Source organism: Treponema sp. OMZ 788, assembly GCF_024181245.1.
Classification (GTDB): Bacteria; Spirochaetota; Spirochaetia; order Treponematales; family Treponemataceae; genus Treponema_B.
Genome location: NZ_CP051199.1, coordinates 1136862 through 1163503 on the forward strand (window position 1 = coordinate 1136862; position 26642 = coordinate 1163503).

A 26642-nucleotide genomic window follows, 5' to 3' on the forward strand; every position below is an offset into this window, starting at 1 on the left:
TATTAAATAATAAGCTTTTTTGTATTTCATGGGCATTGCCTCAAATTTTACAAAAAAGCTTTTTTTTTTCAGAAGAACAAAATTTCTTCTGCAAACCGATATTTTTGCGCGGTTAAAATTACCGCAAAAGGAGTTTTTGTATGAAGAAAATAGTAGTTATTTTCGTATTATTTATTTTTGTTTTTGGAATGGCATTTTCTAATGATGTTGAAGAAAAGCAAAACAAACCGGAAAAACCGATTGAATTTACCGTATCACCGCTCATAGGTTTTGGGAACATTGCTTCGGCGACATATTTAAAAGAAAATTGGACTGCATTTACTATTGGTTTTAATTTAGGTCTTAATACCAAAAACGGTTTTACTTTTATGTTAAGTGAATATTTTTTATTAAACGGAAAAGTAAAAGCTACGGATTATCCTGTAAGATATGATAGTTATGTAGACGGATATATTTATGATGATGCTGTTTTGAATTTAAAAGGAGCATTATGGGAAGGCAGTGCTCTTTTTGGGTATACTTATAAGAATATAAAAAATACTCATGTCACAGCTGCAGCGGGTCTAACTTTAGGTGTCGGTTTTCCTAAAATAAATAAAATTAACAATAGCACGGAACACAACAATGACGGATTTACGCATAATATTACGTTTGTTAATTTTGGACTTCCTCTTCATGTCGGGATCAAATATTTTTTTACAAAGAAGATTGGAATTGAAGCTTCAATTACTGAAGTACTTTCTTTTGGTATGATAAATTCTACAAACAGGCTTGATGGTTTTTATACCGGTTTTATTAACGGTTTTTTCTTAAAATTTGGACCTGTTTTTAGATTTTAAACTAAAAATTGATATAATATTTTATACGCGGTTAAAATTACCGCAAAAGGAGTTTTTAAATGAAAAAACATTTTTTTAATTTGGTTGTATTTACAATTATTGTAAGTCTTTTTTTTGCCGGATGCGAGACAACCGGAAGCGGAAAAGAAGGAAAAGAACCTTATTTTAGCGAAAAAAATGAGCAAAAACTTCTTAAATCGAATCAAAAAATAAGATTTACAACCGAGGGGCTTTCAGAAAAAATCCAATTCACAAAAGACGGTAAAAGGCTTATGCTTCCTTTTTCTTACCAAGAGGCCGAAAAGGTTTTTGGATTTGATGAAGAAGAAATTGAACGGTTAAATTCTGATTCCGGTAACAAGCTTTGGACAAGGATGAATAAGGTCTTAAATACCAATAAAAAACAAATGCCTTTTGATGCCGCCGCTGCTAATGATTGGGGAGGCAATGTCCTTTATATTTTATATCTTGCAGATTTTATAAATATGTATGAGGCAAAGCTTCCGGAAATGGTCGATATGACAAATGCTCCAGACTGGTTTAAAGAAGTATTGGCATACCGCAAAACAGTTCCTAACTACGGTAAAAGTGATCTGGATTTTGAACTTGATAAATTTATATTTACTGCAAAACCCGGAGATAAGTCAGTTCGTCTTTCTTGGATAAATATTCCGGCAATTAAAAAATTTATTATAAAAAAAGGTATAGGAGATGAGGGTTTTGAAATTTTAAAAGCTGTTGAAGATGGCTCCACAGAATTTAAGGTAAAAAACTTGGAGAATTTACAACAATATAGTTTTGGTATAGAAGGATTTGATGATAAAGATGAGCGTGTGTTGAGAAAATGGATTTTTGTAACCGTTGGTTCAAATATTCCGGAAAATTTTGTCGATAAACCTTCGGCTTTTATAAATAAGAAGGCCGATTTACTTCTTAATTCGAAATATAAAATAGGTTATAGAACAGATTCGAAAAAAATAAATAAGATTTATTTTTATAATAAGGATAACGAGTGTAATATAATTTTTCCGTCTTATCAAGATAGCGAAGATTTATTCAAATATACAGATAGGGAAAAAACAAATTTTAAGAAAAAGAAAAGTACTCAATGGGTTTGGCTTAGACTTAATAAAATATTAAATTACGGCAAAAACTACCCTTATTCTTCCGCAGAAATAAACGATTGGGGCGGTAATGTCCGCTGGATCCTCTATCTTGCCGACTTTTTAAATGTCTATCAGGCTAAGCTCCCCAATATGGTCGATTTATCGAATGCCCCTGATTGGTTCAAATCTTTGATGGAGCAAAGAAAAGACTCTCCCGATTCTTATGTAAAGGATGAGTATAAATAGGTTTTGAAAAAAGTCCCTCTGCCTGTGATGAGCAGGCGGATGGGGATGAGGAGTTTTTGGATGCCGATGATGCTTAATCTTGAAAAAGAGCTTATAAGAATAAGCCCAAAAAACGGCAAACACATTGAATACTCGCTTAATAATGGTCAAACCTGGTATCTGCGTTTTCAAGGCTATCAAACAGGAGTATTTTACGACATCGTAGACGGCGGAAAAGAGCTCTTAGCCGCAACCGAAAACGGCCTTTTTTATTCGCTTAACAGGGGTATGACTTGGTATAAGAGGGGAGGAATAGGAAGATGAGGGATTGGTTTGTTGGTGTTGCAATATTGTCATGGATTGGTATGAAATCGGTTGCGGGTATTATCTGGGTAATAATAGCAGGATTAGGTATACTTCAATTAGTAACATCCGGAAATATTATGGGAGAGTACACCAGAGCAGTTTTTATATTATCATCGTTTAACGGGTTTGTTTTTTACTTAAAGTATGAGGGGAAGTTAATAATAAACTCCTTTAAGGCGGTTACTTCAAAGTCAATGAATAACGTTGTTTCTGATATAAATGACATAAAGAAACCTAAAAAAACTGTAAAGGCTGTATTAAATGAGAATAAAAATATTGAGAATCACGGAGATGAAAAATGAAAATTGATAAAAAATATATCTTTTTTTTGCTTATAATTATAGTTTTTATTTCAAGCTGCAATAAGAGTACGGAAAAGCAAGTGGCAGAAGCAAGAAAAAAAGACTATCGCTCTGTAACAATTATTAATAAAACTGATGAAAAGTTAATAAAAGAATGCCGGTTGACTACCGCTGATGGATCTTTGGTAGATACAGTGAAAGAAGTAAAGGATGAAAATATTGTTTTGCAAAATTTTGACAGTAAGAAAGCTTTTAAAAATGAAAGAATGTTTAAAGTTATCTTAATAGATCATTACGGTCTTCGATATGAAAAAATATTCGAAGCTACCGAAAAAGGAAATACGGATGTAATAGTCGAGAAAACAGACTATGTAAGTCAAAAAGGGGATTTCTTTAAAAAAGTTATAAAATTTTTTAATTGATGTTATCAATAGTTTAAAAGGGGATAATTTGGAAGATGAGGGAAAAAAAATTAAAAAAACTGATAATAATGATAATAAAATGGAGTCTGTTGCTTGCTTTTATTTTTATGCCTGCATACTCATTATTTAAGTATGCTAGTGATCTTGTAGAATTTGAAGGATCAGTAAATAAACAATTAGATGGAAAAACAGCTAATAAGAGTGAGGTTACATCCATTTTATCCGATATAAAAAATAAGCAACTAGATTTAGCTATATATAAAATCGATACAAATTTAGATGATAATATACCTCCTGAAACTCGTAAATATTTATTATTGTTTTCTGCATATTATAAATATAAAAAATACGAATCAGATCAAACGATTATAGATAAAGCTGCTGATATAGCCAGTAATATACCTAAGATTGGAAAGTATTTTGAAAATGATACTGTAAAACCTGAAGAATATAATAATCCGGAATATTTTTTAGAGCATTTAATTGATATTACTTCATATCTTGAAAGTATAAATTTAAGTAAAACGGATATATACGCTTTTTCTGAAATAATACCGTATTACTGTATAAGCAAGTATGAATTATATAATAATAAAACTGCAAAATTATGTGATTTGTATTTTAAAAATATTACCGAACCTAATGGCGGTGTATTATCCAAAGAAGGTGCTATAATTGCCTGCATAAAAATAAGAAGTTTATATGAAACGCGTAATTCAAATGAGTCTGAATGGAAGAGTTTACAAAAACATATTCAAAAAATGCGTGAGGTAGATTTTAAAAATGAATTAGGCGAAAATGGCCGATATCGTGCACAGGCAGAATACCTTAAAAATTTTTATGAGCACCTTGAAAATTTACGCAATAGTTGGAAAATAACAAAAGCTTTTGGAGGAAATGCTTGGAAAAAATATCGTTTTGATGAAACGATACCTGAATTATAAAGGAGTTTTTATGGATTTTTATACCTTTGAAAAAACTGAAAAACAGTTATATAAGGTTTCTTGGTCTCTTGTTATAGGCGTTTGGTTTTTATATTTATCAAGTGCATATAGATCATTAGGAGGAAGTATAAAATTTTCAATTTTACTCTTTCCTCAAAATATGGTTTTTATAATCTTCGGCATTTTTCAAGCTTATAATTTTTATGAGATAAAAAAAGTTGTAAATGAAGAGTATACAAATCATAAAGGATTTAAAGAACCTGCCTATATTTCATATATTAGATTGATAGCAGATAGCTTAATTTATACTTCATTTTATAGTATTGTGCTGTTTCCTATATCTGGGATTGGCATTGTTGAATATGCAATCGTAGCAATAGTAATTTTTTCCGATTTTTTATATAAGCTCTTTCCAAAGAGAAAAAACTTTGAAATTTCTATTGGCCAAATACCTATTTCCGTGCTTAGTTTTGGCGTGCTATTGTTTTTAATTAAAATTTTTGTTTTTTATTTTTTTCCTGATGATATGTATAATGAAGTATTTGTAGGTAATGCAACAGCGAGATGGCTAATAGCTATTATGGGCGGAGGAGCTATTATTTTGTTACTTTCTCAGCTAAAAACGCGTGTTTTTGGTACTACAAAAGCTGCAAGTAAATTTTTTGCTAAGATCATTAGTTTATTAGCTAGATTATTTGGATATGTTGTACAGACTTTGCTTAGCATATGCTCTCCTATTGTATTACTTGCCATTATTGCTGTAAGTGGTATAAGCGTGTTTTTTTCGATTGATAGTATTAAAAATGATATTGTTAACTTATTAAAACCATTTCTTCAAAAAATACTTACTACAGGAGAAAACAAAGTTCAGATAAGCAATTTATATCAAGTTTTTCAAATGATTTCTTTTGTGCTTATTTTATTTCATCAATTATTGTCTTATTTTAATTTAAGAAAAAAAGCTATAGAAGTAGCGAATAAAAAAGCCAAATGGATAACAAAGAGAAGCGATTTAAGTGTAGATTTTAAAGAAATTATAGACTACGATAGTAGAAATAATTCTATTTTATTTCTTACAAAATACGACATATATAAAAAGAAATGTCTTGAAGCTAATACAAAAACTAATTTTGAGAGGATTCAATAATTATGACTAATTTAGAAAATCAATATGAGATAGTTCCAGAACAAAATAATATACCACTGCCTAATAACTTCAATACCGAGATTATTATTGCTCAGCCAATGATAGAAGGTTATACTTTAGAAGATGATGATTATAAATATATAATACATTATACCAGAGATATTGAAATCGATGAAATTGATGATGCTGATTTTAATGATGAAAAACAAAAAATTGTTTTAAAAAATGATTTTGAGAAGTTGGATTTTAGGAAAAAACTTAAAATCATGGAAGATGAAAAAAATCTATCATTATTTTTTATAAACGAATTAAATATAAAGTTTGATGAAATTTATGAAAAAAACCAAATTGTTAGACATTTAGCTGTAATATTGCAAAATAGAAAATATCCTCATTTAACAAGTATTGATGAAGTTGTAATAAAATATTTTAATAACAAAGTAAATGATATTATATCAAACAACATGATAGATGTATTAATGAACATTATAGAAAATAATTGTTCCAGAAAATCTATTCAGACTTGTAAAGAACTTATTAAAGGAATTAATGATGCCCAAGCTAATTATTTTTTTGATCTAGGCGGTAAAAAACTAGATAATTTTGAAAAGCAAAAAAATGAGGCTATATACTACTCCATAAAAAAAGTAAAAGATATATTGGATTTATTTACTAAAAACAGGTGGTTTGAGCCTTTTGATCTTCTTATCCATGATGTTAATGATATAATAGAATCTATATCAAAATATCCTGATACAAAGACTGAAATTGATAAGGTATTAAAATCTTTAGTTGAATATTATATTTTTGTAATAAAGAATAAAAATGTGATATATTCTTTTACTGAAAATTTTTGTGAATCATCTACTATTTTTAAATTACTATCAGCATATCATTCATCAAATGAGTTTAAATATAAGGTGTTTAATGAAGTAGATAATTTGAAATTTTTTCCTTATGATACAGTTAAAAAACTTCTATCGGATAACCATCAATTCAATGGATTAAAAGAAAGATGTATTGATTATGTATGTGAAGCTTATCAAAATATAAACCATCAAAACTCTAAACCGATAATTAGAGATTGTATTCAGGAATTTATAATAGACGAGATTCAAGACACTGAGTTAAGAAAAAAAGCATATAAAAATTTTTTAGCAGTTATTCCTGAAGAAGATAAGAAAAAAGAATTTATGTCTACCATTGTGAATAAACTCTTGGAGTCCAGTAGAAATTTGACTACAAAAAAAGAATGTATTGTATGTAAAAATCAAAAAACTGTTGATTCTTTAAATTTAGCATTAAAAATATATAGGCTTATTCGCAATAATCAAGATCAGGATTTTATAGATAAAAAAAATGAGTTAGTAGCTATGCTAAAAGAAAAAATATATGCTGATGATACTCAAATTTCAAAAGAAAAGAGGAACGAAGTTTTTGATCTTTTTATTGAAAATGCAATTACTAATGGAAAAAAAGATATTAAAAAATTAAAAAAACTTACAAAAGACTGTATAGATCAGCTGGTAAATACTCAAAAAGAACAAAACTGTCATTGTGCTTTTTGTAAGTCGAATACTGATAATTATACAGTAAACAATTCGATACGCATCATTGAGCTTTTTTCTCGAATTGATAATAATATCGCGAAAGAATTTAGTGATATTCATGATTTTTTAGATGGAAATATTTCAAAATTTATATTTCATAGAACCTATGGCATTGATAGGACTATGAGAGAAAAATATTTTGATATTACAACTGAAAAAATGGATTTTGATAAACTGGTCGATTATAGTAAACGAATTATAAATGATTCCATTTCTTCAAAAACAACTACTAATTCAGTCTGTATATTTTGTGATGATGGTAAGAATATAGACAAATCTCTAGATACTATTTTAAATTTTTATACTCTTTTTTCTAATACGTCCAATGGAGATGATTCTGAAATATCTGATATAAAAAATAATTTGAAGGAAATTTTAAGTTATTCAATAACGGATGTTTGTAACTACAATGAAAAAAAGTCTATGTTTGGCAAAGTGTCTTCAAATCTTAATTTTGAAGAATTTACAAATTTTGTAAATCAAATTGTAGAAAATATTCTTACTACATAATAATAGTAAATTACTTCCAATCCCCCCTTTGCGTAGCTTGCCGCCTAAACGGCAAGCGGCTTTGCGCCCGTCGCGGTTAATTTTTAAAAACTTGACAACTCCTAAAATACTCAAACACCGCCTCCATAGCTCTATCCATGGGGAGGCAGTGTTTCCATTCCTCGATTGGGGCATTGTCTCCTTGGGGAGGAATTGTAAATTTTAGCCCATCAGGTAATTCCTTCATAATTTTATTTATGAGCGTATTTATTTTTTCTCTATCCTCAGCTCTTGCAAAATCTCTTAAACCGCTGATAAGGCCGTCTCGGAAATCGCGGACATCTATCAAATAATCCAAGCGGGAATTCCAGCGGAGGTCTCCGTAAATATGGGTATAATAAAATATACGGGCGAGGGCCTCCGTTTTTTTTGTGTTAAAAGAAGGGAAGACATCCTTTATGCTTTTAATTAGAATTTCCTTACCCAGCTTAAAACGCACTTGGCTCTTATAAAGATGAGTTTTAAATTCCTCTTTTTGTTTATTGTTCCATATTTGCCATTCTTGGGTAACTTGTTGTTCGGCAAGCCCTTCAACCTCGTAATTATAATCCCAGCCCCTGTGAGCATAGTATTGATGGGTGCTTGCCGAGCTTTCGGGAGCAACGATTTCATCGGGGCTTAAGTCGGCTATATGCCTATCTCGAAAACGCTGTAAGGCCTCTGTCAGCCTTTTTCCGTTTTTATCCTTTACTGTTGCATCCATTAAAGCATAGACCGCATCCTGAATCAGCCTTAAATCTTCCGGCCTTTTTAAAGAAAATTCCTCTCCAAAGACCATTGCAATATGTTCATCATGTACTTTTCCTGTTGCCATAAATAACCTCCAACGGTAAAGATTATAACATATTCCGCCCGTGATAATAAGTCTATTGGCGTTTTTTTAACTTATAATATTCAAGAAGCAAGAATCAACTAAGTTAAGTTCTCTCTCAATTTATCCGATACTATGAACATGGGCAGTCTTAACATTAAGTTCAAAAGATATATTTTTATCTTGTTTTTTTCTCTTTTGGTTTTTTCGGTTTATTCTGATGACGAGATTAAGGAGTCATACGGCAGTGAGTTTTTAAAGGCCGATGACGGACTGATTCCTCTTGTTCCCCTGGACAGAGTTCCCGATTCAGCCTTGTTGAGAAGGGATATTGCAAGAGATTGGCTGCTTGATTCTCCTGGGACAATAGCCCTAAAGCACTTGCAGATTGAAATAGACTCTCAAGGTAATCTTTTTAAGGTGAGGTCTGTGTATCTAAAAGAAAAAAATCTCCTAGCTGTAGTTGTAAGCCCTGTAGACACAGAGTTTTCAAACCTCGAAAAAGTTCCGCAGGGGACATGGATTTTATATAGGAATTATGAAACCGGAGCTCCTGACTGTATTAAAATTTATCCTCGCGAAAACCCTGAGCTTTATTTGAGTATAAGACCCTCATCTTCAAAAAACAAGTCCTTAATAAGTATCTGTCTTTTTAACGCCTATGTACGAAAAGATATATCTGTCGGTATTCCCTTTGAAAATTTATATTATCTGCCTCTTTTAAAACTAAAAGACATTACAAAAGATATGCTTCCTTGGGACATATTTAATCCGCCTATTTTTTATAATGGTGTAGAAACCGCTTCCGATACCGTTCGGGATAGATTAAAAACCTTGGTCTATGTGGAAGACGGGGCCTTTGATGAATTCGGTAAGCCTGTTCATCTGATGGACGGAAGACCTCAAAGCGAAGACGATATTGTTAAAGCCATTCGCCCCGATCAAAGACTTAAAGATATAAGGGGCGGGGTAAACTGCTCAGGTTTTGCAAAGTGGATAGTGGACGGAATGATTCGGCCGATAGCGGGGCAGGGAATTTTTATTAAAAGCCTTAAAACCGAAACCGATGTACCTGATACATATTTCACAAAACCATATAAGGATAAAGAACTACATTTCGGGCTTGAATGGATACGAAACTTGGCCGCTGCGGCTTTAAGTCTAAACGTAAAGCGTACAATAAAACCAATCGGTTCAGGCATCGATGTTGCAATTGAACCCTTTGCCCTTGTGCCTCCCATAAGACAAAATAATGTGAAGCAGGATTTTGCTTCGTTTAAAGGATACGAAAAAAATGCAGGTTATCAAACTTCCTATTTACAAGCCCTTCTTTATTATCTTGCAATAAGCGAGCCAGGGCATTTTTATCTTGGTGCTGTAAGCCGCGAAAAAGGAAATCCCCCCTTGCGTCAGTATCATCATATTGCTGCCTTTTTTCCTTATTTTGACGTTTTCGGGAATTTTCATATCGATGTGTATGAAAGCGGGGAAGAAACTTCGATAGAAGAATTTATAAACCTAAACTCCGATGCCTTTACAGCCTTGGTAAGAATCAGGGCTCCCCAGCCTGGAGTATTTAATCCGTAAGTAAAAATCAACCTATTACTTGAGGCAGGGCCTTATCTCCCATTTTATTTTTTAATAGAAAGGCTAGGGCTGTTCCCGTTATGAGACCCAAAAAAAGCCCGCCTACAATTGCTTTTTCGGTGTAAAAAAAAGAAATAGAAGCTTAAACTTAAAATAAATGCGAGGAGGATAGGAAGGATAACCGAAGAAAGGGCTTGAATTCTTGTTTGATTTTCCTTAATTTCGACAATAACCTTGTCTCCTTTTTTTAAATTTCTGCCGCTCTTGTTTAAGGCCGTAATCTTATTTCCGCTTACGGCAAAAAGACCCGTTTCCTTGTTTTTTCCGGCAAAGCCGCAGCCCCCGCATGTTGCACAGTTTTTTACCGCATAGCAGTTTTTTTGTTTTATAGAGCATGAGTCTTCAGTCTGTGAATTATCCAAATCTATGTTTATCTTTTCCGTATTCTTATCGATCAATACTGAGGTAACTATTCCGTGTCTTTGCAAAGTTCCGACTCCTCAAAAATTCTTTTTATTTCTATCGTGTTTCCGTCATCATCGGTTTTGATAAAAAGGCCCTGGAGGGCGGGGCGGGCCCAGGCGTCTTTTCCAAAATCGGGAAGACAGGTTCGGTATTCCCTTATCTTATCTTCAATAGCATATCCCCCGACCGAGTTAAGGCTTCCTGTTCTGCCTGCATCCGTTATATAGGCCGTTTTATTTTCTAAAATACACTCGTCGGCCGTCTGTACCCGTGTACCCGATCCTATAAGGGCTGAAACCTTTCCCGAAAGTAAAAAGCCTAGGGCCTGCTTTTCGGCAGTTGCAAATGAAGAAAAATCTACAAAAATATGGTCAGCTTCTTCCTTTAATTGAGAGATAAGTTTTTCGGTTTCCGTAAAGGGATTTTCTGCCATGATCTTGTGATGACCTATTCTTCCTATTGCTGAAACTACAGCTATTTTTTTATTTTTATTGAAGTTAAAAATTTTCCATCCTTGACCGGGAGATTCTGACGGAAGATTAAAGGGGCGGAGTACATGAGGTGTTTTATGGAGGTCATCCACCAAGTCTTTTTTTTTGAAAGATCAAATCTCCCGAAGTTATGCAGTCAACTCCCAATTTTTTTAAATAGACGGCATGCTGCTTTCCAAGACCTCCTGAACCTGTAGCAGAGTTTGCATTGGCTATAACAAAGTCGGCCTTATATTTTTCTTTTAGATTTGAAAGTTGTGTCTTTACAAGCCAAACTCCGGCTTTGCCTGTAATTTCGGCAATATATAAAATATTCATTTTTATTCTTGATAATCCATTTCTTTCAAAATTTTATTGCATTTTTCGGCCAAATTATCCATACCCAATTCAAGATAGGTGTCACGCAAATTAAACACTGCATCTCCCATTTCAGGATCAAGTGTAATGGCCGATTCAAAGGCTCTTCTTGCAGCCTTATAGTTTTCCTTATTGAAAAGCACAGTTCCGTAATTGTTCCAAACGCGGCCGTTTTCGGGTTCAAGTTTTAAGGCACTTTCAAAGGCTCTTTCGGCCTGATCGATGTCTCCGGTTTCAAATAGAACGAGGCCTAAAGAATCCCAAGCATCGGCCTCATAGGGATTGTATTTTAAAGATTGAAAAAGGGCAAATTTGCTGTCGTTTTGTCTTTTTGCCGCGTAGTAGCTTAAGCCGAGGTTAAGCCACATGAGGCTGTTGTCGGGTTCAAGGGCTAGTCCTTTTTTTAAGCAGGCTATGGCTTCGTTATGAAAGCCTTGAATTGACATACTGACTCCCGTATCGTTAAAAAATTGAGCCGATTCTTGCATTTTCTACCTCAATATTGTGTTAAACAAATCGAAGATAAGTTCTTTTGCTTCGTTTTGCTTGTAATTATTTTGAAGCTTTATCAATGAAGCTTCTACAATCTTTTTACCGTAATCTTCGGCCCTTTTTACGGCCTTTGAAGAAGAAATAGCCGAAATACACTCTTCTACGGCCGGAGATTCTATTCCTTCCTTTGCTGCCTGTTTAAATAAAAGTTTTATTTTTTCGGCACCTTTAGGATTTTCTTCTGCATAAAAAATTACCGGTAAGCTTTTTTTGCCTTCAACTATGTCGTCTCCGCGTTTTTTTCCCGCATTTCCGTCGGTAATATTTTTAACATCGTCCAAGATCTGAAAACCTATTCCCATATCGGTCATAAGTTTTCCGTATTCCAAAATCTCATTCATAGCCTTACCGGCAGCTGTAAATCCCAACTCTCCTGCCAGCTTTGCAAGCGAGCCGGTTTTTAGGCTTATCATGGTGATGTATTCATCGACGGACGGAATGATATCGGGATTTGAATGCCAGCCTATATCCATCGACTGTCCTAAGTGAAGCCTTCTTAAATTTTGAGAATAAAGCAAATATATTCCGGCCCTTACCGATTCAGATGTTTTATAATTGATCAGGGGATTAAGGGCTTCAAAATAGAGCCATGAGGCGGAATTTAAGGCCGTGTCAAGCCCGTATTTTATGTGAGCGGCCGGAGCCCCTCTGCGGGTGTCCGACTTGTCTTCTATATCGTCATGGACAAGGCTTGCCGTATGGCAAAACTCTATGAGGGGGGTAAGGGGGTAGGCCTTTTCCGGATCGCCTTCGGCCAGTTCACATGAAAGTACGCATAGAAGGGGCCTCCACCTTTTTCCGCCCCTCTTTACCAAATCCCTTACAGGATTGATTATGTTTAAAAAAAAATCATCGGACAAATTTGCATTTAATTCGCCGAAACTTTGAGAAATCCAAGAAGAAGTTATCTTTTCGGGTAAAAATAAGTCAAGAGTCTTTTCAATATTTTCAAGCCGTTTGTTTAATTCACTCATCACTTCACAATATATCACAAAAGCATAAAATTGGCAATTGATTTTAAAGTATACTTTATTTAAAATTAATACCTATATCTTTTAAAATCCTTAAATTTATGCTATAATGCAAATAATGAGGAAATTGATATGAGTACGGCAAACAGAAAATATAAGGACTCGGTTTTTGTCGACCTTTTTGCAGAAGATGAAAACGCAAAAGAAAATTTTTTATCACTATATAATGCTTTGCATGGCACGAATTTAAAACTTTCATGTCCCGTTGAAAATATAAGGTTGGATAATGTTATGTACATGAACATAATAAATGATGTTTCCTGCCTTGTTGACAATAAAATTATTGTTCTTGCGGAGCATCAGTCGACTATAAATGAAAATATGCCTTTACGCTTTTTACAGTATATCGCAAGGTTGTATGAAAAACTACAAGCACCGACAGATAGGTATCTAAGAAAATTATCAAAAATACCGACACCGGAATTTTATGTTTTTTATAATGGTACGGACAACTATCCTGAATCTACAACGTTAAAATTGTCGGATGCATTTATTAAAAAGTCTAATGCTCTTCCATTAGAGCTTGAAGTAAAAGTATATAACATAAATAAAAACAAAGGAGCAGAAGTATTAAGCCGCTGTAAGACTCTGGAAGAATATAGTTTGTTTGTAGAAGAGGTGAGAGTCCGAACACAGCTAGATAGGGAAAACGGCTTTACCAATGCTGTAAAAATATGTATAGAAAAAGGTATCTTAAAGGAATACTTACTAAGAAAATCACGGGAGGTAATCAATATGTTAATTGCAGAATATGATTATGACACAGATATTGCAGCTCAACGACAAGAAAGCCTAATGATTGGAATACAGCAAGGCTTTGCTGACGGATCTTATCAAACAAAACTTGAAACTGCGCGGTTGTTAAAACAACTGGGGGATTCAACTCAGAAAATTATACAAGTTACAGGCCTTTCCGCAATGGAAATAGAAAAACTATAAAAAATGAGCAATATGGTAACAACTGAAGAAAAAAGAATTTTAGACCTTGAAAAAACTATTAAAAGGCATCAAGACCTTTATTATAATGCTCAGCCTGAAATTTCGGATGCGGAATTCGATGCTCTTTGGGATGAGTTAAGGGAACTGGATCCTCAAAATAAACTTTTTTTTACCGTTCCTTTAGAATCTACTGACGGCTTTCCAAAGTCCGAACACATTATTCCTATGGGAAGTCAGGAAAAGGCTGCCGATCCGCCTTCTTTTGAAGCCTGGGCCTTAAAGATGCCCTTTAAAGAATATATCGTCCAATATAAAATGGATGGAGCCAGCCTTGAGCTTCAATACGAAGAAGGCCGCTTTGTGCGCGCCGTTACCAGAGGCGACGGAAAAATCGGAGACGATATAACCGAAAACGTTCTTAAAATGAAGGGGCTAATAAAAAACATCGCGGTAAAAGACGGTTTTGGAGCCGACTGGGCTAAACCTTTTTCGGGAGGAATAAGGTGCGAGGTTATAATGCTCCGCTCCGTTCATCAAAAATATTTTAAGGATAAGGCTAATTGCCGAAATGCCGCAAACGGACTTATGAAAAAAAAGACCGGGGAAATGTGCGAGCACCTAAACCTCTTTGCCTATGATGCCGTCCAAGGAAGCATAGGCCGCCCCTTTACGGGAGAAGCCCCCTTTAAAACCGAATCCGACAAACTCGATTGGCTTAAAGAAGCGGGCTTTAATTGTGTTGAAGTAAAATACTGTAAAAGCATCGATGAGGTAATAGAATATAGGGCCCATGTTATGGATATACGCCCTTCCTTGGATTACGATATAGACGGCCTTGTAATAAAAAACGATACAATCGATCCCGATGATATGAAAAGGGCCCGCCCCGAAAAACAGATCGCCTTTAAGTTCAGCCTCGAAGAAGCGGTTACCGTCTTAAAAGAAATCGAATGGAGCGAGTCGGGGGCAACCTATACCCCCATAGCTCTTATAGAGCCTGTACGTCTTGCAGGCACTACCGTAAAAAGAGCAAGCCTTGCAAACCCGAACATAATCAAGGCCCTCAACTTGAAAATCGGAAGCCGGGTAGTGGTAACCAAGAGGGGGGAAATAATTCCTAAAATAGAAGCTCTTGCAGAAAACCCTCCCGATGCTAAGGAGATAGAATATCCCGATACCTGCTCTGCCTGCGGCACCCTCCTTACCAATGAGGGAACCAGGCTTTATTGTCCCAACATGAGCTGCCCTAAGCTGATTCATCACCGAATCGAAAAATGGATAAACGTTCTCGACATAAGGGATTTCGGAATTACCCTCATAAAAAGACTTTTTTGATATGGGACGGGTCAATTCCATTACGGACCTATACACCCTCACTGTTGAAGAATTGGCGGCTATAGACCGTATGGGAAAGCTCTCTGCCGAAAAGGTATATAAGGCTCTTCATTCCAAAAAAGAAATAAGCTTACCCAAATTTATTGCGGGCTTCGATATAGAAGGAATCGGCGAAACCATGGTCGAAAAACTTGAAGAAGCAGGTTTCGATGATTTGGATAAACTTCTTAAAGCCTCAGAAGAAGATTTTGCAAATGTTTATCAGTTCGGGCAAGTCCTATCCCGTACCTTGGTAACCAATCTTTCGATCTTAAAAGATGAGATGACAGGATTGATTGGTAAGGGCTATATAAAAATTAAGCCCCCCCCTTCGCCAGAAGATGGGGCCGTTTTAAAGGGCTTAAGTTTTTGCTTTACAGGGGAGCTTAACACGATGAAGAGGGCCCAAGCTGAAGTCTTGGTAAAAGAGAAGGGCGGAACAGTAAAATCCTCCGTTGTAAAGGGCCTAAGTTATCTTGTAACCAATACCCCCGACTCGGGTTCATCTAAAAACAAAAAAGCCCAAGAATTGGGAACGGCAATCATAACCGAAGAGGCTTTTTTAAAACTTATTGGGAAGGTGTAATTTTGCTCTTAAAAAAGAGAAAAAAAAGATTTTTAATTATTTTTTTATCAGTTTCTCTCTTATTTTTTTTAATCTTCGGATTAATGGACTTTTATAATTACAAATTAAGTTCTATCAAACAAAAACTTTCCAAATCGAATTTAAGTATTTATAATACGGGAACAGTGATAAAAACATTCGGTCAAAATACCGAAACGGTCAGTGCCGTTATTTCTTTTTTTACGCCTAAGGGAGCTCTTATAAACAGTTACGAAAGGGCTTGGCATGGGTGGGAGCTTAATCTTGAATGCATTGTTTTTACCTTTGAGTCAGGTTCGGTAGTATTTCCTTACCGCCTTTTTTCGAATGAGTCAAAGTACGGCACAGGTGTAAAACTTTTTGATTATTATAACCGAAATGGGTATCCTGCAATTTACGATTATTCTTTTTTTTCGAAGGAAGAAAGAGAGCTTATAAAAAGCCTTTACGGATATGCAGTTTTTTCTCCATATCTTTTAAAAGTTTTTTCTTATGCAAAACTTAAAACCGTAAATTTACGCAACTTTAAACCCGATACCGAATATCTTTTGTATGCCGGATCTGACGGAGAAATCAAATTTATAAAAAATTAAGATAAAAATTATCTAAATTTTAGATAAAACCTCTTGACAAAATTCGGTATATCGAGTAAACTCAGCTTCGTTGTCTATGCCAACTTAGCTCAGCTGGTCCAGAGCACGTGATTTGTAATCTCGGGGTCTAGGGTTCGAATCCCTAAGTTGGCTTTTATGGGGAGTTTCCCGAGCGGTCAAAGGGGGCAGACTGTAAATCTGTTGGCTATGCCTTCCAAGGTCCGAATCCTTGACTCCCCATTTTTGGGATTGTTTTAAGTCTTTTTATTAAAAGAGCTTGAAACAATCCCTTTTTTGTTTTATACTGTTAGGCATGAATAGTCAATTCTGGAAAAACGGTTTAAATTTTTCATGCACAAGATGTTCGGCCTGCTGCCGATTTGATCCGGGATTTGTATTTTTGTCCGAAAATGATCTTTCGAGATTATTGGAATGGTCAACTATGCCTAAAGATGAATTTATAAAAGTGTATTGCCGCTGGGTTTCTAAGGATGACGGTTTTGAGTACCTCTCTTTAAAAGAAAAATCCAATTATGACTGTATACTTTGGAATCAGGGGTGTACGGCTTATACTGCCAGACCTCGTCAATGCTCGGATTTTCCGTTTTGGAATTCTATTTTAAGTTCAAAGGATATGTGGGATATAAATGCCCAATATTGTCCGGGTATGGGAAAGGGTGAATTTTATTCTGCCGAAAAGATTGAAAATATTCTTACAAGGAGAAAGGCTGAACCTTGTATTAAACGGAGAGTAAATTAAGATTCAATTAAGAATTTTGGAGTATTTATGCTTGTAAAATTTTGGGGTGTTAGGGGGTCGCTTCCGGCTCCGCTTACACCGGAACAAGTGCAAAGTAAGATTGCAGCTGTAGTTCAAAGGATAACTCTAAAAGACCTCGAAAGTCAGGATTCAAGGGAGAGGTTCTTAGCCTCTCTTCCTAAATGGCTCTTCGGTACAATAGGTTCCAATACCTCCTGTGTTGAGGTTGAAACCAAGGATGGAGAACATCTAATTTTTGATGCCGGAACGGGAATTAGGGAGTTAGGAATCGATTTGATGAAAAGGCCTGACTACGGGAAAAATACTACCTATCATTTATTCTTTTCTCATTTTCATTGGGATCATATACAAGGGCTTCCTTTTTTTAATCCTGCCTATGACCCCCGAAATAAGATAATTGTTTACAGCACCCGAAAAAAAGCAAAAGAATTTTTAGAAGATCAAATGAAATACCCATATTTTCCTATATCAATGTTGGGAGAAGACGGTTTTGGTGCTTCCTTTGAATTTAAATATATTGAACCTGATCAAAAATATGTTGAAATAGGTGATGCAAAGATAGGATGGCATCGCGTACGCCATCCCGGAGGCTGCACTGCCTACTCGGTAATAGAAAACGGAAAAAAGATAATTTATTCTACCGATACTGAACTTCGTCCGCAGGATTTTGAAAGAAACGAACAAAATACGGAATTTTATACGGATGCCGAGATGCTTATAATCGATGCTCAGTATACTCTTACCGATTCTATTCAAAAAGAAGGTTGGGGGCATTCTACATTTTCTGTAGCCATAGACTTTGCAGCCGGTTGGAAGATAAAAAGCATTGCTCTTTTTCATCATGAACCTACATATCAGGATAAAAAAGTTTTTTCATTAAAACAAACAGCCGACTGGTATAGGGATTGTTCCCGTGCACAAGATATTGAAATTTTTATTGCTCAAGAAGGAAGGTCATTTTTAATATGAGTGAAACAGAGTCCGTATCATATTTGTTTTCAGATAACGAATTAAAACAATTGGCCCTATATCTAAGAAAAAATGCCTACTCACTTCCCGGAGTTTTAGAGCCCTTATCGGATTTTGCAGAATCTTATGTTTACGGAAAGATGACTATAGGAGAAGCAGAGGCTTTTTTTGAACAAGCGTCCGTACAATAAAAAAGGATTTTTTTTATGAAAAATAAATCAAAGATTATCATTACGATCTTAATTTGTGCCGGTCTTATTATTGCCGGTACTATATTTTTTGTTTTCTCGCTCGATAATCCGCCTTTGGAATTTTCTGAGCCCATTGTTACATTTAAAGTAGCCCGCGGAACTGCCGCAAAAACGGTTATAAGCGGCTTAAAGGAAAAAAATCTTATACGCTCGGAACTTTATGCCTATGCTTATCTTAGATTAAAAAAACTTAACTTAAAAGCCGGTACATATCAAATAAAGCCTGAAATGACGACACGGGATATTTTGAATAAGCTGACACAAGGCTCTCAAGCCCTTAAAAAACTCACCATTCCTGAAGGCTTAACACTAAAAAAAACGGCTCAGATTTTTGAAAATGCAGGACTTATAAAGGCTGAAGAGTTTATTTTGATAACATCAGATCAAGAATTTTTAGAAAAAAACGGAATAAAAGCAAAAACAGCCGAGGGTTTTTTATACCCCGATACATATTTTTTCGGAGAAGAAGACAGCCCTGAGATGATGATAAAAATGATCATAAAAACTTTTTTTGAAAAAACTGCATCTATTCCGAATTTTCCTAAAGAATTTAACGAAATCTATAACAAGGTAATTTTGGCCAGCATTATCGAAAGGGAATACCAAATTCCTGAAGAAGCTCCTATAATTTCAAGCGTTTTTACCAATAGGCTTAAAATAAACATGGGACTTCAGTCATGTGCAACCGTTGAATATATAATTACCGAAATCAAAAATAAAAAGCATCCGAAGAGGCTTTTTTATGAAGATTTGGAAATTCCGAGTCCTTACAATACATATATTCATGCAGGTCTTCCTCCCGGACCTATTTCAAATCCGGGGTTTACAGCCTTAAATGCTGCCTGCAATCCTGCAAATACGGATTATTTTTATTTTAGATTGATAGATCCCGATACAGGAAAGCATATTTTTACAAAGACCATAAATGAGCACAATAAGGCAGGCGAAGGTCTTTTATTAAAAAAAGCTGCCGGACAATAAGGCTAAAATTCTTATACTTGTAGAACAAATTTATCATTTGTGATATAATTATTCGCGTTCGGAGGAATTTATTTTGAAAATTGGAGTTGACGCATTCGGATGTGATCACGGCCGCTCAGGCATAGGCTCTTATATACTTTCTCTTGTAAAAAAATTTGCCTAAAAATGATTACGAATTCGAGCTTTTTGGTCCCGAACTTGATAAGTATACATATACATCCGATATAGATTATGTTTCTTTTACAGGTATAGATATTTCGGATACAAAACTTTCGGAAAAAATTTGGCATTTTAAAAACTTAAACTCTTTTATCAAAAAACAAAGATATGATGCCGTCATTTATCCTGCCGGAGTAGAGCTTCTACCTCCGATTTTTAATGTACCTTCTATTTTGGTCATTCAAAGTCTTTTATCTGCAGATTTAGGAACTCTTGCACAAATGGGCTTAAAGCGGACTCTTAAAAATGCGGCAGGTATCATAAGTCCGACAAAATACATTCAAAACGATTTGACTCAATTTGGGATTAATGCTTCTGACATAAAAGTAATATATAACGGTATTGACGGCTCTCTTTTTAAACCTATAACAAATGATGAGGATAGGGTTTTAATACAACCCTTTGCAATTCAAAGGCCTTATATAATTTATGCCTCCCGCATAACTCATGCTCAAAAGTGCCATGTAGAATTAATAAGGGCCTTTGCACTATTTAAAAAACAGACAAGTTCTCCTCATCGTCTTGTTATTGCAGGTTCTGACGGGGATAATTCCGAAGCTGTTCATAATGCGGTAATACAATCGGGCTTTTCTTCGGATATCTTGCTTACAGGTTATTTTCCCCATGAAAGTTTACCTCAGCTTTATTCCTCGGCAGATCTTTGTGTTTTTCCTTCAATGATAGAAGGGGTTGGCCTACCCGTTATTGAGGCCATGGCATGCGGTGTTCCGGTAGCTTGTGCAAGGGCCGGAGCTCTTCCCGAAATTGCGGGAGATTCAGCCCTGTTTTTTAACTCAAAAAAGCCGGAGGAAATTGCTGATGCTATTTCTTCTTTAATTGATTGCGATAAAAATACTTTAAAACGAGAAGAAATGATCGAAAAAGGTTTTAACTGGGTAAAACAATATAATTGGGAAACGACAGCTAATCAAACCATCGAATACTTAGATTCTCTGTTAAAAAAATAAGGTAAAAATATATTGAAAAATATACCGTAAAATGATATAATCTTCTAATATTACGAGGATTTTATGAAAGAATTTTTAAATTACAATACGGTAAGAGATAACGGACTCATTCTTGCAAGAAAGATGTATGATGAAGGATATATTCCTGATGTTATTTATGCCTCTATGAGGGGCGGAGCTTATTTGGCAAATGTAATAAGCGAATTTTTTAAAATAGCTTATAAGAATGAAAAAAAGATTTTGTATTCAACAGTTGTAGCTCACTCTTATTCCGGAGTTCATAATAACTCGGAAGTTGTATTAGACGGTTGGACACTCCATCCAAGCAAATTGTCGGCCGATTCTTTAATCTTATTGGTCGACGATATTTTCGATTCCGGTGCTACAATCAACTATCTAGTATCCGACTTGATTAAACAAGGATTAAAAAGAGATAATATAAAAATTGCTGTCCACGACTATAAATATTTTCATGATAAAAAAGAACAATATGAATATCATCCCGATTATTGGTGCAGAAAGCATGATATTTATACCGAAAAAGATAATTTGTGGATTCATTATATGAGCCATGAATTGGTAGGTCTTTCAGGTTCCGAACTTGAAGAAAATTATTATTCAAAGAATCCTGCTTTAAGAAATGTATTTAAAGGAATAATAGATTGAAAAAAAATAAGATTTATGGCATTTTAAAAATCGGCTTTGTTATAGCATTATTTGCTTTTGTTGCTTTCGATTTAAACTGCTATGAATTTGATGAAGTTGATATAAGACAGTACTATAAAAAAGACGGTGTAATCCTTGATATAAAATATCCTGAAAATAAAGATGATTTTGTTTTTTATAGATCTTTTAATCCTCTTACTAATTTGTATGCAGGCGGCATATTAAAAAAAGGCGAAAAACCTTTTTTTAACTTCGGTACGGAGCTCTGCGTTTGGATACAGGCCTCATCCGGAAAATTAGGTAAACCTTCTCATCTCATTGTTGAACAGGTCGAAGAAAAAAAACTTTTAAATGTTTTAAGTCCCCAAGAAGGCTCTTGGAATGAGATTCAAAAACTTATAATTCAAGCTCCGCCCAAAACTCAAGTTATATATTCCGTGGATGGAAGCGATCCGTTGGATTTCGGACTTGTGTATACAGGACCTATAAAGCTTGAAAAAGAAGGAAAAATAGAACTTAGAATAAAGGCTGTATCCGAATCGGGTAATATTTCCGAAAAGATAATAAAATATGAAGTATCTCCCGAAGGCATCCCTTCTCCTAAAATATCTAAGCCGTCTTTTAAGGAATATCACTTTGATAAAGATTTTGAGTACAATATTTTCAACTGGTATTTTTTTGGAATTTAAGCCGGATGAACCTATTTATTATTTGCCAAAAACTAAAGATGAAGATCCTGTTTTGGATGTTTCTCAGCTTGTGAATATTTATGACGGACCTGTTTTTTTTGATAGGGCTGAAGATATAATAGTATACTGGGTAAAAGCAAATGAAGAAAAAATAAATAAAATTTTTTTACCTAAAAAACCGGTGTTATCATCTGTACCGACTGCTCCGGTAAACATAAATATTGAACTTAAATTTGATGATGAGCGTTACACCTATTTTTTTTGAAATCGGTGACGGCAATACTTATATTTTCCCATCAAAAAATTCTCAGCAGTTTAAAAAAGATGCTTCATATATCTTTGATTTGGGACTAAAAGAAGAACGTTTTTTTGATGTTAAGATAAGAGCGTTTTATGGAGGCCTTTTTCAAGGCGAATTTCAAACCGGTTTTACCATAGATAAACTGCCTCCCGAAAGGCCTGATGTTTCTTTTACGCCTCCTGTATCGCCTACCAATTCCGATGTAAAAATAAAGATAAAATCCTTATCTGCTGATACAATAATTGAAATTGAACCGCCCATTTTTACCTCATCTTCAAAAGACGAAATTATTTTAACCGGATCAGCTGGAGAAAAAACTATTTATTCCGTAAATATTTATAATCAGGACGAAGCCGGAAATAAAAGTGCAAATATTAAAAAAGAATTTGTAATAGATAAAAATGCGGTATATGTAGATTATAATTACAAGATTAAAAATTCCAATGGCAATCCCTCAAAACCTTTTTCAACCATATATGAGGCTGTCGACTATATAAATAAGATATCTCTTTCACAGAAAAATAAGTTAGGTACCGGAAAATGGAAGATCTATGTAAGAGGTGACTGCATTTTAAATGAAGCGGTGCTTATTACGAGAAATATAAAAATTACCTCGGCGGCTCAAAAATCTTCAATTCATTTTTCTAAAAATTCGGGCTTTGTTGTAATCGGTGCAAATTTTGAAATAGAAAACTGCAATATTTTTAGAAGGGAAAGAACTGAGGAACCTCGTGAAGTGCCGATAATTTATGCAGATAAGGCAGGTATAAAACTTAATAATGTAAGTATTCAAGCCTTTGAAGGCGGCCCTGTTTTGAGCTCCTTTTCTTCTCATTTGGATATATCGGATACTAAGGTATATTCGGAGCAGACAAAGTACTGCCTTATTTTTAACATAAACAATTCTTCGGCTGTGTTTCAAAATATTGATTTTACCGGAAAAGGATTTTCGGTTGCTGCAATATCGTCTTCAAATTCGATTATTGAACTTGATAATTTAAAAGCTGCTCTTAGTCCTAATTTTACTGCAAGATTTCTGGAGGCTTGGAATTCGGAAATATCTTTAGGAAGGCTTAACATTATCCGTTTACCTGAAAGTTTACAAAATAGGGATACCGCTGTTTGGTATAATAAAAACTCAAGAATGGATATAAAAGATAAGCCCATTGTAAGGGGCTTTTCCAATTCGATTGAGAGAGAACCGTAATGTTATGCGGTATAGATGAGGCAGGAAGAGGCCCTCTTGCCGGTCCTGTTACGGCAGCCGCCGTTATTATCCCAACCGGTTTTGATGTTTCAATTTTAAAAGACTCAAAAAAACTTACAGAAAAAAAAAGAGAAGAAGTGCGTGAAATTCTATATGCCGACCCTAATGTTATTTGGTCTATAGGCTGGGCATCCAATGATGAAATAGATGAAATAAATATTTTAAAGGCAACTTTTTTGGCTATGGAGCGGGCCTATCAAAGCCTTTATTTAAAACTTCAAGAATTATGTAAAATAAATAATGCCGAATTTGAAGAACCGGATATTATTGTTGACGGTAACGGCATCCCGAATATTAAAAATTGTTCTTCAATTAAAGCCATCGTAAAGGCTGATGATTCCGTTTACGAGGTTATGGCAGCTTCTATCTTAGCAAAGACAGCAAGAGATAGAATGATGATACGGTATTCTTGGCTTTATCCCGAATACGGATATGAAAAAAATAAGGGCTATGGTACAAAAACACACATGGAAGCAATTAGAAGTAACGGTCCAAGTCCTATTCAAAGGAAATCCTTTTCTCTTAAAAAAATATAACGCTCTTGTATTATTTAAAAAAAAATGTTAATCTGTTTATAGTTATTAAAATACAAAAGTAGAGGAGTGCAAATTGAATCCTTTTGATATTATGAAAAACGCAAAAGAAATCCAGGAGAAAATTGCTAATCTTAAATCCGATCTTGATCAAGAAGCCGTAGAAGGTGTATCTGGCGGAGGTCTTGTAAAAATCCGCTTAAAAGGCAGTTTTGAAGTTGAATCCATCTTCCTCGATCCGATAGCTGTAGATAACCGTGATGTTCCTATGCTTCAGGATTTAATTAGGGCTGCTCATAACGATGCCGTTGCAAAGCTAAAAGAACTTTTACAAAATAAACTGGGGCCCCTTGCAAATCTTGCAGGCGGTTTACCTTTTTAAAAATGGGGATTAAGTTTAATGAATGCTATTGATGCCGTTATAGATTCATTTTCCCGTCTTCCCGGTATCGGTCATAAAAGTGCCGCCCGTATTGCTTATCATCTTTTAAAGCAGGGCACTGCAGATGCCGTGCGTTTGGCAGAAGCCGTATCAAGTTTGCATGAAAAGATTCACCCTTGTAAGGTCTGCGGTTCTTATACCGAAGATGAGATTTGCTCTATTTGTTCGGACGAAACAAGGGATAGATGTACTATCTGTGTCGTAGGTTTTCCGCAAGATGTGAATACAATTTCTTCAATTCCGGAATACCGAGGTTTGTTTCATGTTTTGGGCGGGCTGATAGCTCCGCTTGAAGGGGTAGGGCCGGATCAATTACATATAAGCGAGCTTATTAGACGCATTCATGAAGGCAAAATCACTGAGGTTATTCTTGCAACAAATCCCACAATCGAGGGCGATACCACAGCCCTATATATTCAAAAAATATTACAGGATCTTCCTGTCAATATAACAAGACTTGCTTCCGGTTTACCTGTCGGAGGAGATTTGGAATATGCCGACCGCTTAACACTTGCCAGAAGTTTAAACGGCCGTATTAAATTTTAAAGGAGTAAAAAATGAATGAATCCACGATGCAGAGATTGCGCTATCATTACGAACCGAAAATCCCAAAAGTATTTGCGGAACCTTTGAGTTTGATTAAGCCTGAACGAGGCGAGGCTACACATGCACAATCTGACCAGGCGGAATTAAAAGAAATATTCCCTAATACTTACGGAATGCCGATTATCAGATTTGTAAAGGGAAAGTCCGAAGTAGAACACAAGCCTTTAAAATTCGGTGTAATCCTTTCAGGAGGACAGGCCCCCGGAGGACACAATGTAATTTCAGGTCTTTTTGATGCCTTAAAAAAAGGAAATCCAAATTCAAAACTTTACGGCTTTTTAAGCGGGCCTGAAGGTTTGGTAAAGGGTCGATATGTTGAAATAAAAAAAGCCTTAATCGATAAGTATAGAAATACAGGCGGCTTCGACATAATCGGTTCCGGAAGAACGAAGATTGAAACCGAGGAACAGGTCGAAAGTTCAATCCAAAATGTAAAAAAATTAAAACTGGATGCCCTTATCATAATCGGAGGAGATGACTCCAATACAAATGCCGCTTTTTTGGCAAAGTACTTTATTCAGGCTAAATTAGATACAAAGGTTATCGGTGTTCCTAAAACAATAGACGGAGACTTAAAAAACCAATACATCGAAACCTCCTTCGGTTTTGACACTGCAACAAAACTTTATTCTGAGCTTATCGGAAACATCTGCCGAGACGTAAATTCGGCACGCAAATATTGGCATTTTATAAAGCTCATGGGCCGCTCTGCAAGTCATATCGCCCTTGAATGTGCCTTAAAAACCCAGCCGAATGTCTGTTTAATCGGTGAAGAGTTGGCAGAAAAAAAAGTTACCTTAAAGCAGGTTACGGATTATATTGTAGATATAATTGTAAAAAGATCCAAAAAGGGAGAAAACTTCGGGGTTGTTTTAGTTCCGGAAGGAATTATAGAATTTATCCCTGAAATGGATGAATTGATTGAAGAGATAAACGATCTTATGGCCGGAAAGGCTTCTGCCTTTTCAAAGCTTAAGACCTTTACAGGAAAAAAATCTTGGCTTCAAAAACACCTGTCCAAAAAATCCTTTACACTTTTTGACAGCCTCCCTGAAAACATTTCTTTACAGCTTTTAATGGACCGCGATCCTCACGGAAATGTTCAAGTTTCCCGTATTGAAACGGAAAAACTTTTGATAGACTTGGTCGGCCGAAAATTGACTGAAATGAAAAAAGAAGGAACTTATAATGGAAAATTCAGCACCTATGCTCACTTTTTTCGGATATGAGGGACGCTCTGCATTTCCTTCAAACTTCGATTCGGACTATTGCTATACATTGGGATTTACAGCCTTTTTATTAGCCATTAACGGCTTTTCAGGTTATATAGCTTCGGTTAGAAACCTTACTGACGCTGTAGAGTATTGGCTTCCCTGCGGTGTACCTCTTTCAATGATGATGAATTTGGAAAGGAGAAAAGGGAAGATGACCCCTGTTATAAAAAAATCCGTAGTCGATCTAAAGGGCAAACCTTTTAAAACATACGAAAAAAATAGGGACAAGTGGGCTGTTGAAACCGTTTATAGGTTCCCGGGAGCTATTCAATATTTCGGAGATCTGGAAGTTTGCGATATACCTACAAAAACTCTGTTACTTGAAAAAGGCAATTTAAAAGAGAAAAGGAAAAAGGCTAAAAAATAAATTTTTATTGAAAA

25 protein-coding genes, 2 tRNA genes and 5 pseudogenes are annotated in these 26642 nt (G+C 35.1%); 27 read left to right on the forward strand and 5 right to left on the reverse strand.

The features are described 5' to 3' along the window. The first annotated feature begins 140 nt into the window (after positions 1 to 140). The 8 genes from E4O00_RS05450 to E4O00_RS05485 are packed head-to-tail and all read left to right on the forward strand — an operon-like array spanning position 141 to position 7471. The gene (locus E4O00_RS05450) at positions 141 to 839 is read left to right on the forward strand and encodes a DUF2715 domain-containing protein (protein ID WP_253679004.1); all 699 of its coding nucleotides are present in this window, start codon (positions 141 to 143) and stop codon (positions 837 to 839) included. Positions 840 to 898: 59 nt separating this feature from the next. Then, the gene (locus tag E4O00_RS05455) at positions 899 to 2191 is read left to right on the forward strand and encodes a hypothetical protein (RefSeq protein WP_253679006.1); all 1293 of its coding nucleotides are present in this window, start codon (positions 899 to 901) and stop codon (positions 2189 to 2191) included. Positions 2192 to 2194: 3 nt separating this feature from the next. Further along, positions 2195 to 2494 (forward strand): beta propeller repeat protein, encoded by a 300-nt coding sequence (locus E4O00_RS05460; protein WP_253679008.1) that lies wholly within the window; start codon positions 2195 to 2197, stop codon positions 2492 to 2494. Continuing rightward, on the forward strand, positions 2491 to 2838 hold the full coding sequence (locus tag E4O00_RS05465) for a hypothetical protein (protein ID WP_253679010.1): 348 nt from the start codon (positions 2491 to 2493) through the stop codon (positions 2836 to 2838). Before E4O00_RS05460 ends, E4O00_RS05465 begins: the two co-directional genes overlap by 4 nt. Next, positions 2835 to 3260, forward strand: coding sequence for a hypothetical protein (locus tag E4O00_RS05470; protein WP_253679012.1), 426 nt, complete (start codon positions 2835 to 2837; stop codon positions 3258 to 3260). Before E4O00_RS05465 ends, E4O00_RS05470 begins: the two co-directional genes overlap by 4 nt. A 35-nt stretch (positions 3261 to 3295) precedes the next feature. Further along, the gene (locus tag E4O00_RS05475) at positions 3296 to 4204 is read left to right on the forward strand and encodes a hypothetical protein (RefSeq protein ID WP_253679014.1); all 909 of its coding nucleotides are present in this window, start codon (positions 3296 to 3298) and stop codon (positions 4202 to 4204) included. 10 nt (positions 4205 to 4214) lie between these two features. Continuing rightward, on the forward strand, positions 4215 to 5351 hold the full coding sequence (locus tag E4O00_RS05480; RefSeq protein ID WP_253679016.1) for a hypothetical protein: 1137 nt from the start codon (positions 4215 to 4217) through the stop codon (positions 5349 to 5351). A 2-nt stretch (positions 5352 to 5353) separates the two neighbouring features. Further along, complete coding sequence (locus E4O00_RS05485) at positions 5354 to 7471, forward strand: hypothetical protein (protein ID WP_253679018.1); 2118 nt, start codon at positions 5354 to 5356, stop codon at positions 7469 to 7471. Positions 7472 to 7547: 76 nt separating this feature from the next. Here the strand turns inward: E4O00_RS05485 and E4O00_RS05490 are convergent, their stop codons facing one another. Beyond that, a complete protein-coding gene (locus tag E4O00_RS05490) occupies positions 7548 to 8324 on the reverse strand; it encodes a hypothetical protein (protein WP_253679020.1) in 777 nt (258 codons plus the stop codon). 132 nt (positions 8325 to 8456) lie between these two features. Here E4O00_RS05490 and E4O00_RS05495 point away from each other — a divergent pair, with 132 nt between their 5' ends. After that, positions 8457 to 9908, forward strand: coding sequence for a hypothetical protein (locus E4O00_RS05495; RefSeq protein WP_253679022.1), 1452 nt, complete (start codon positions 8457 to 8459; stop codon positions 9906 to 9908). Positions 9909 to 9915: 7 nt separating this feature from the next. Here E4O00_RS05495 and E4O00_RS05500 read toward each other — a convergent pair. The 4 genes and pseudogenes from E4O00_RS05500 to E4O00_RS05520 form a co-directional block, all read right to left on the reverse strand. After that, a pseudogene (locus tag E4O00_RS05500) lies at positions 9916 to 10396 on the reverse strand (SoxR reducing system RseC family protein). Continuing rightward, a pseudogene (locus E4O00_RS05505) lies at positions 10378 to 11182 on the reverse strand (TIGR00282 family metallophosphoesterase). The pseudogenes E4O00_RS05500 and E4O00_RS05505 overlap by 19 nt, the downstream one beginning before the upstream one ends. Before the next feature lie 2 nt (positions 11183 to 11184). After that, the gene (locus E4O00_RS05515) at positions 11185 to 11709 is read right to left on the reverse strand and encodes a tetratricopeptide repeat protein (protein ID WP_253679030.1); all 525 of its coding nucleotides are present in this window, start codon (positions 11707 to 11709) and stop codon (positions 11185 to 11187) included. Between the two features lie 3 nt (positions 11710 to 11712). Then, on the reverse strand, positions 11713 to 12747 hold the full coding sequence (locus E4O00_RS05520) for a polyprenyl synthetase family protein (protein ID WP_253679032.1): 1035 nt from the start codon (positions 12745 to 12747) through the stop codon (positions 11713 to 11715). A gap of 129 nt (positions 12748 to 12876) precedes the next feature. Here E4O00_RS05520 and E4O00_RS05525 point away from each other — a divergent pair, with 129 nt between their 5' ends. The 18 genes and pseudogenes from E4O00_RS05525 (at position 12877) to E4O00_RS05610 (ending at position 26628) form a co-directional block, all read left to right on the forward strand. Continuing rightward, complete coding sequence (locus tag E4O00_RS05525) at positions 12877 to 13743, forward strand: Rpn family recombination-promoting nuclease/putative transposase (RefSeq protein ID WP_253679034.1); 867 nt, start codon at positions 12877 to 12879, stop codon at positions 13741 to 13743. Positions 13744 to 13755: 12 nt separating this feature from the next. After that, positions 13756 to 15703: pseudogene (gene ligA / locus E4O00_RS05530) on the forward strand (NAD-dependent DNA ligase LigA). A gap of 83 nt (positions 15704 to 15786) precedes the next feature. Beyond that, positions 15787 to 16314, forward strand: a complete 528-nt coding sequence (locus E4O00_RS05535) for a hypothetical protein (protein ID WP_253679036.1) — start codon at positions 15787 to 15789, stop codon at positions 16312 to 16314. Between the two features lie 78 nt (positions 16315 to 16392). Next, positions 16393 to 16467: transfer RNA gene (locus E4O00_RS05540), tRNA-Thr, on the forward strand. A 5-nt stretch (positions 16468 to 16472) separates the two neighbouring features. Further along, positions 16473 to 16554: transfer RNA gene (locus E4O00_RS05545), tRNA-Tyr, on the forward strand. A gap of 73 nt (positions 16555 to 16627) precedes the next feature. Beyond that, on the forward strand, positions 16628 to 17074 hold the full coding sequence (locus E4O00_RS05550) for a YkgJ family cysteine cluster protein (RefSeq protein ID WP_253679038.1): 447 nt from the start codon (positions 16628 to 16630) through the stop codon (positions 17072 to 17074). 27 nt (positions 17075 to 17101) lie between these two features. Next, on the forward strand, positions 17102 to 18064 hold the full coding sequence (locus E4O00_RS05555) for an MBL fold metallo-hydrolase (RefSeq protein WP_253679040.1): 963 nt from the start codon (positions 17102 to 17104) through the stop codon (positions 18062 to 18064). After that, on the forward strand, positions 18061 to 18255 hold the full coding sequence (locus tag E4O00_RS05560; protein ID WP_253679042.1) for a hypothetical protein: 195 nt from the start codon (positions 18061 to 18063) through the stop codon (positions 18253 to 18255). Before E4O00_RS05555 ends, E4O00_RS05560 begins: the two co-directional genes overlap by 4 nt. 15 nt (positions 18256 to 18270) lie before the next feature. Continuing rightward, entirely contained in the window at positions 18271 to 19296 is a 1026-nt protein-coding gene (gene mltG / locus E4O00_RS05565; RefSeq protein ID WP_253679044.1) for an endolytic transglycosylase MltG, read from the forward strand. A gap of 73 nt (positions 19297 to 19369) precedes the next feature. Further along, positions 19370 to 20483, forward strand: a pseudogene (locus E4O00_RS05570) (glycosyltransferase family 4 protein). 63 nt (positions 20484 to 20546) lie between these two features. Continuing rightward, positions 20547 to 21149 (forward strand): phosphoribosyltransferase, encoded by a 603-nt coding sequence (locus tag E4O00_RS05575; RefSeq protein WP_253679046.1) that lies wholly within the window; start codon positions 20547 to 20549, stop codon positions 21147 to 21149. Beyond that, complete coding sequence (locus E4O00_RS05580; RefSeq protein WP_253679048.1) at positions 21146 to 21838, forward strand: chitobiase/beta-hexosaminidase C-terminal domain-containing protein; 693 nt, start codon at positions 21146 to 21148, stop codon at positions 21836 to 21838. Before E4O00_RS05575 ends, E4O00_RS05580 begins: the two co-directional genes overlap by 4 nt. Positions 21839 to 21860: 22 nt before the next feature. After that, positions 21861 to 22103: a hypothetical protein gene (locus E4O00_RS05585; protein ID WP_253679050.1), complete on the forward strand. Its 243-nt coding sequence runs from the start codon at positions 21861 to 21863 to the stop codon at positions 22101 to 22103. Then, entirely contained in the window at positions 22060 to 23346 is a 1287-nt protein-coding gene (locus E4O00_RS05590) for a hypothetical protein (protein ID WP_253679052.1), read from the forward strand. The genes E4O00_RS05585 and E4O00_RS05590 overlap by 44 nt, the downstream gene beginning before the upstream one ends. Then, complete coding sequence (locus E4O00_RS05595; protein WP_253679054.1) at positions 23346 to 23942, forward strand: ribonuclease HII; 597 nt, start codon at positions 23346 to 23348, stop codon at positions 23940 to 23942. The genes E4O00_RS05590 and E4O00_RS05595 overlap by 1 nt, the downstream gene beginning before the upstream one ends. A 73-nt stretch (positions 23943 to 24015) precedes the next feature. Continuing rightward, the gene (locus tag E4O00_RS05600) at positions 24016 to 24321 is read left to right on the forward strand and encodes a YbaB/EbfC family nucleoid-associated protein (protein ID WP_253679056.1); all 306 of its coding nucleotides are present in this window, start codon (positions 24016 to 24018) and stop codon (positions 24319 to 24321) included. Positions 24322 to 24339: 18 nt separating this feature from the next. Next, positions 24340 to 24927: a recombination mediator RecR gene (gene recR, locus E4O00_RS05605; RefSeq protein WP_253679058.1), complete on the forward strand. Its 588-nt coding sequence runs from the start codon at positions 24340 to 24342 to the stop codon at positions 24925 to 24927. An 11-nt stretch (positions 24928 to 24938) separates the two neighbouring features. Further along, a pseudogene (locus tag E4O00_RS05610) lies at positions 24939 to 26628 on the forward strand (diphosphate--fructose-6-phosphate 1-phosphotransferase). Positions 26629 to 26642 lie beyond the last annotated feature (14 nt).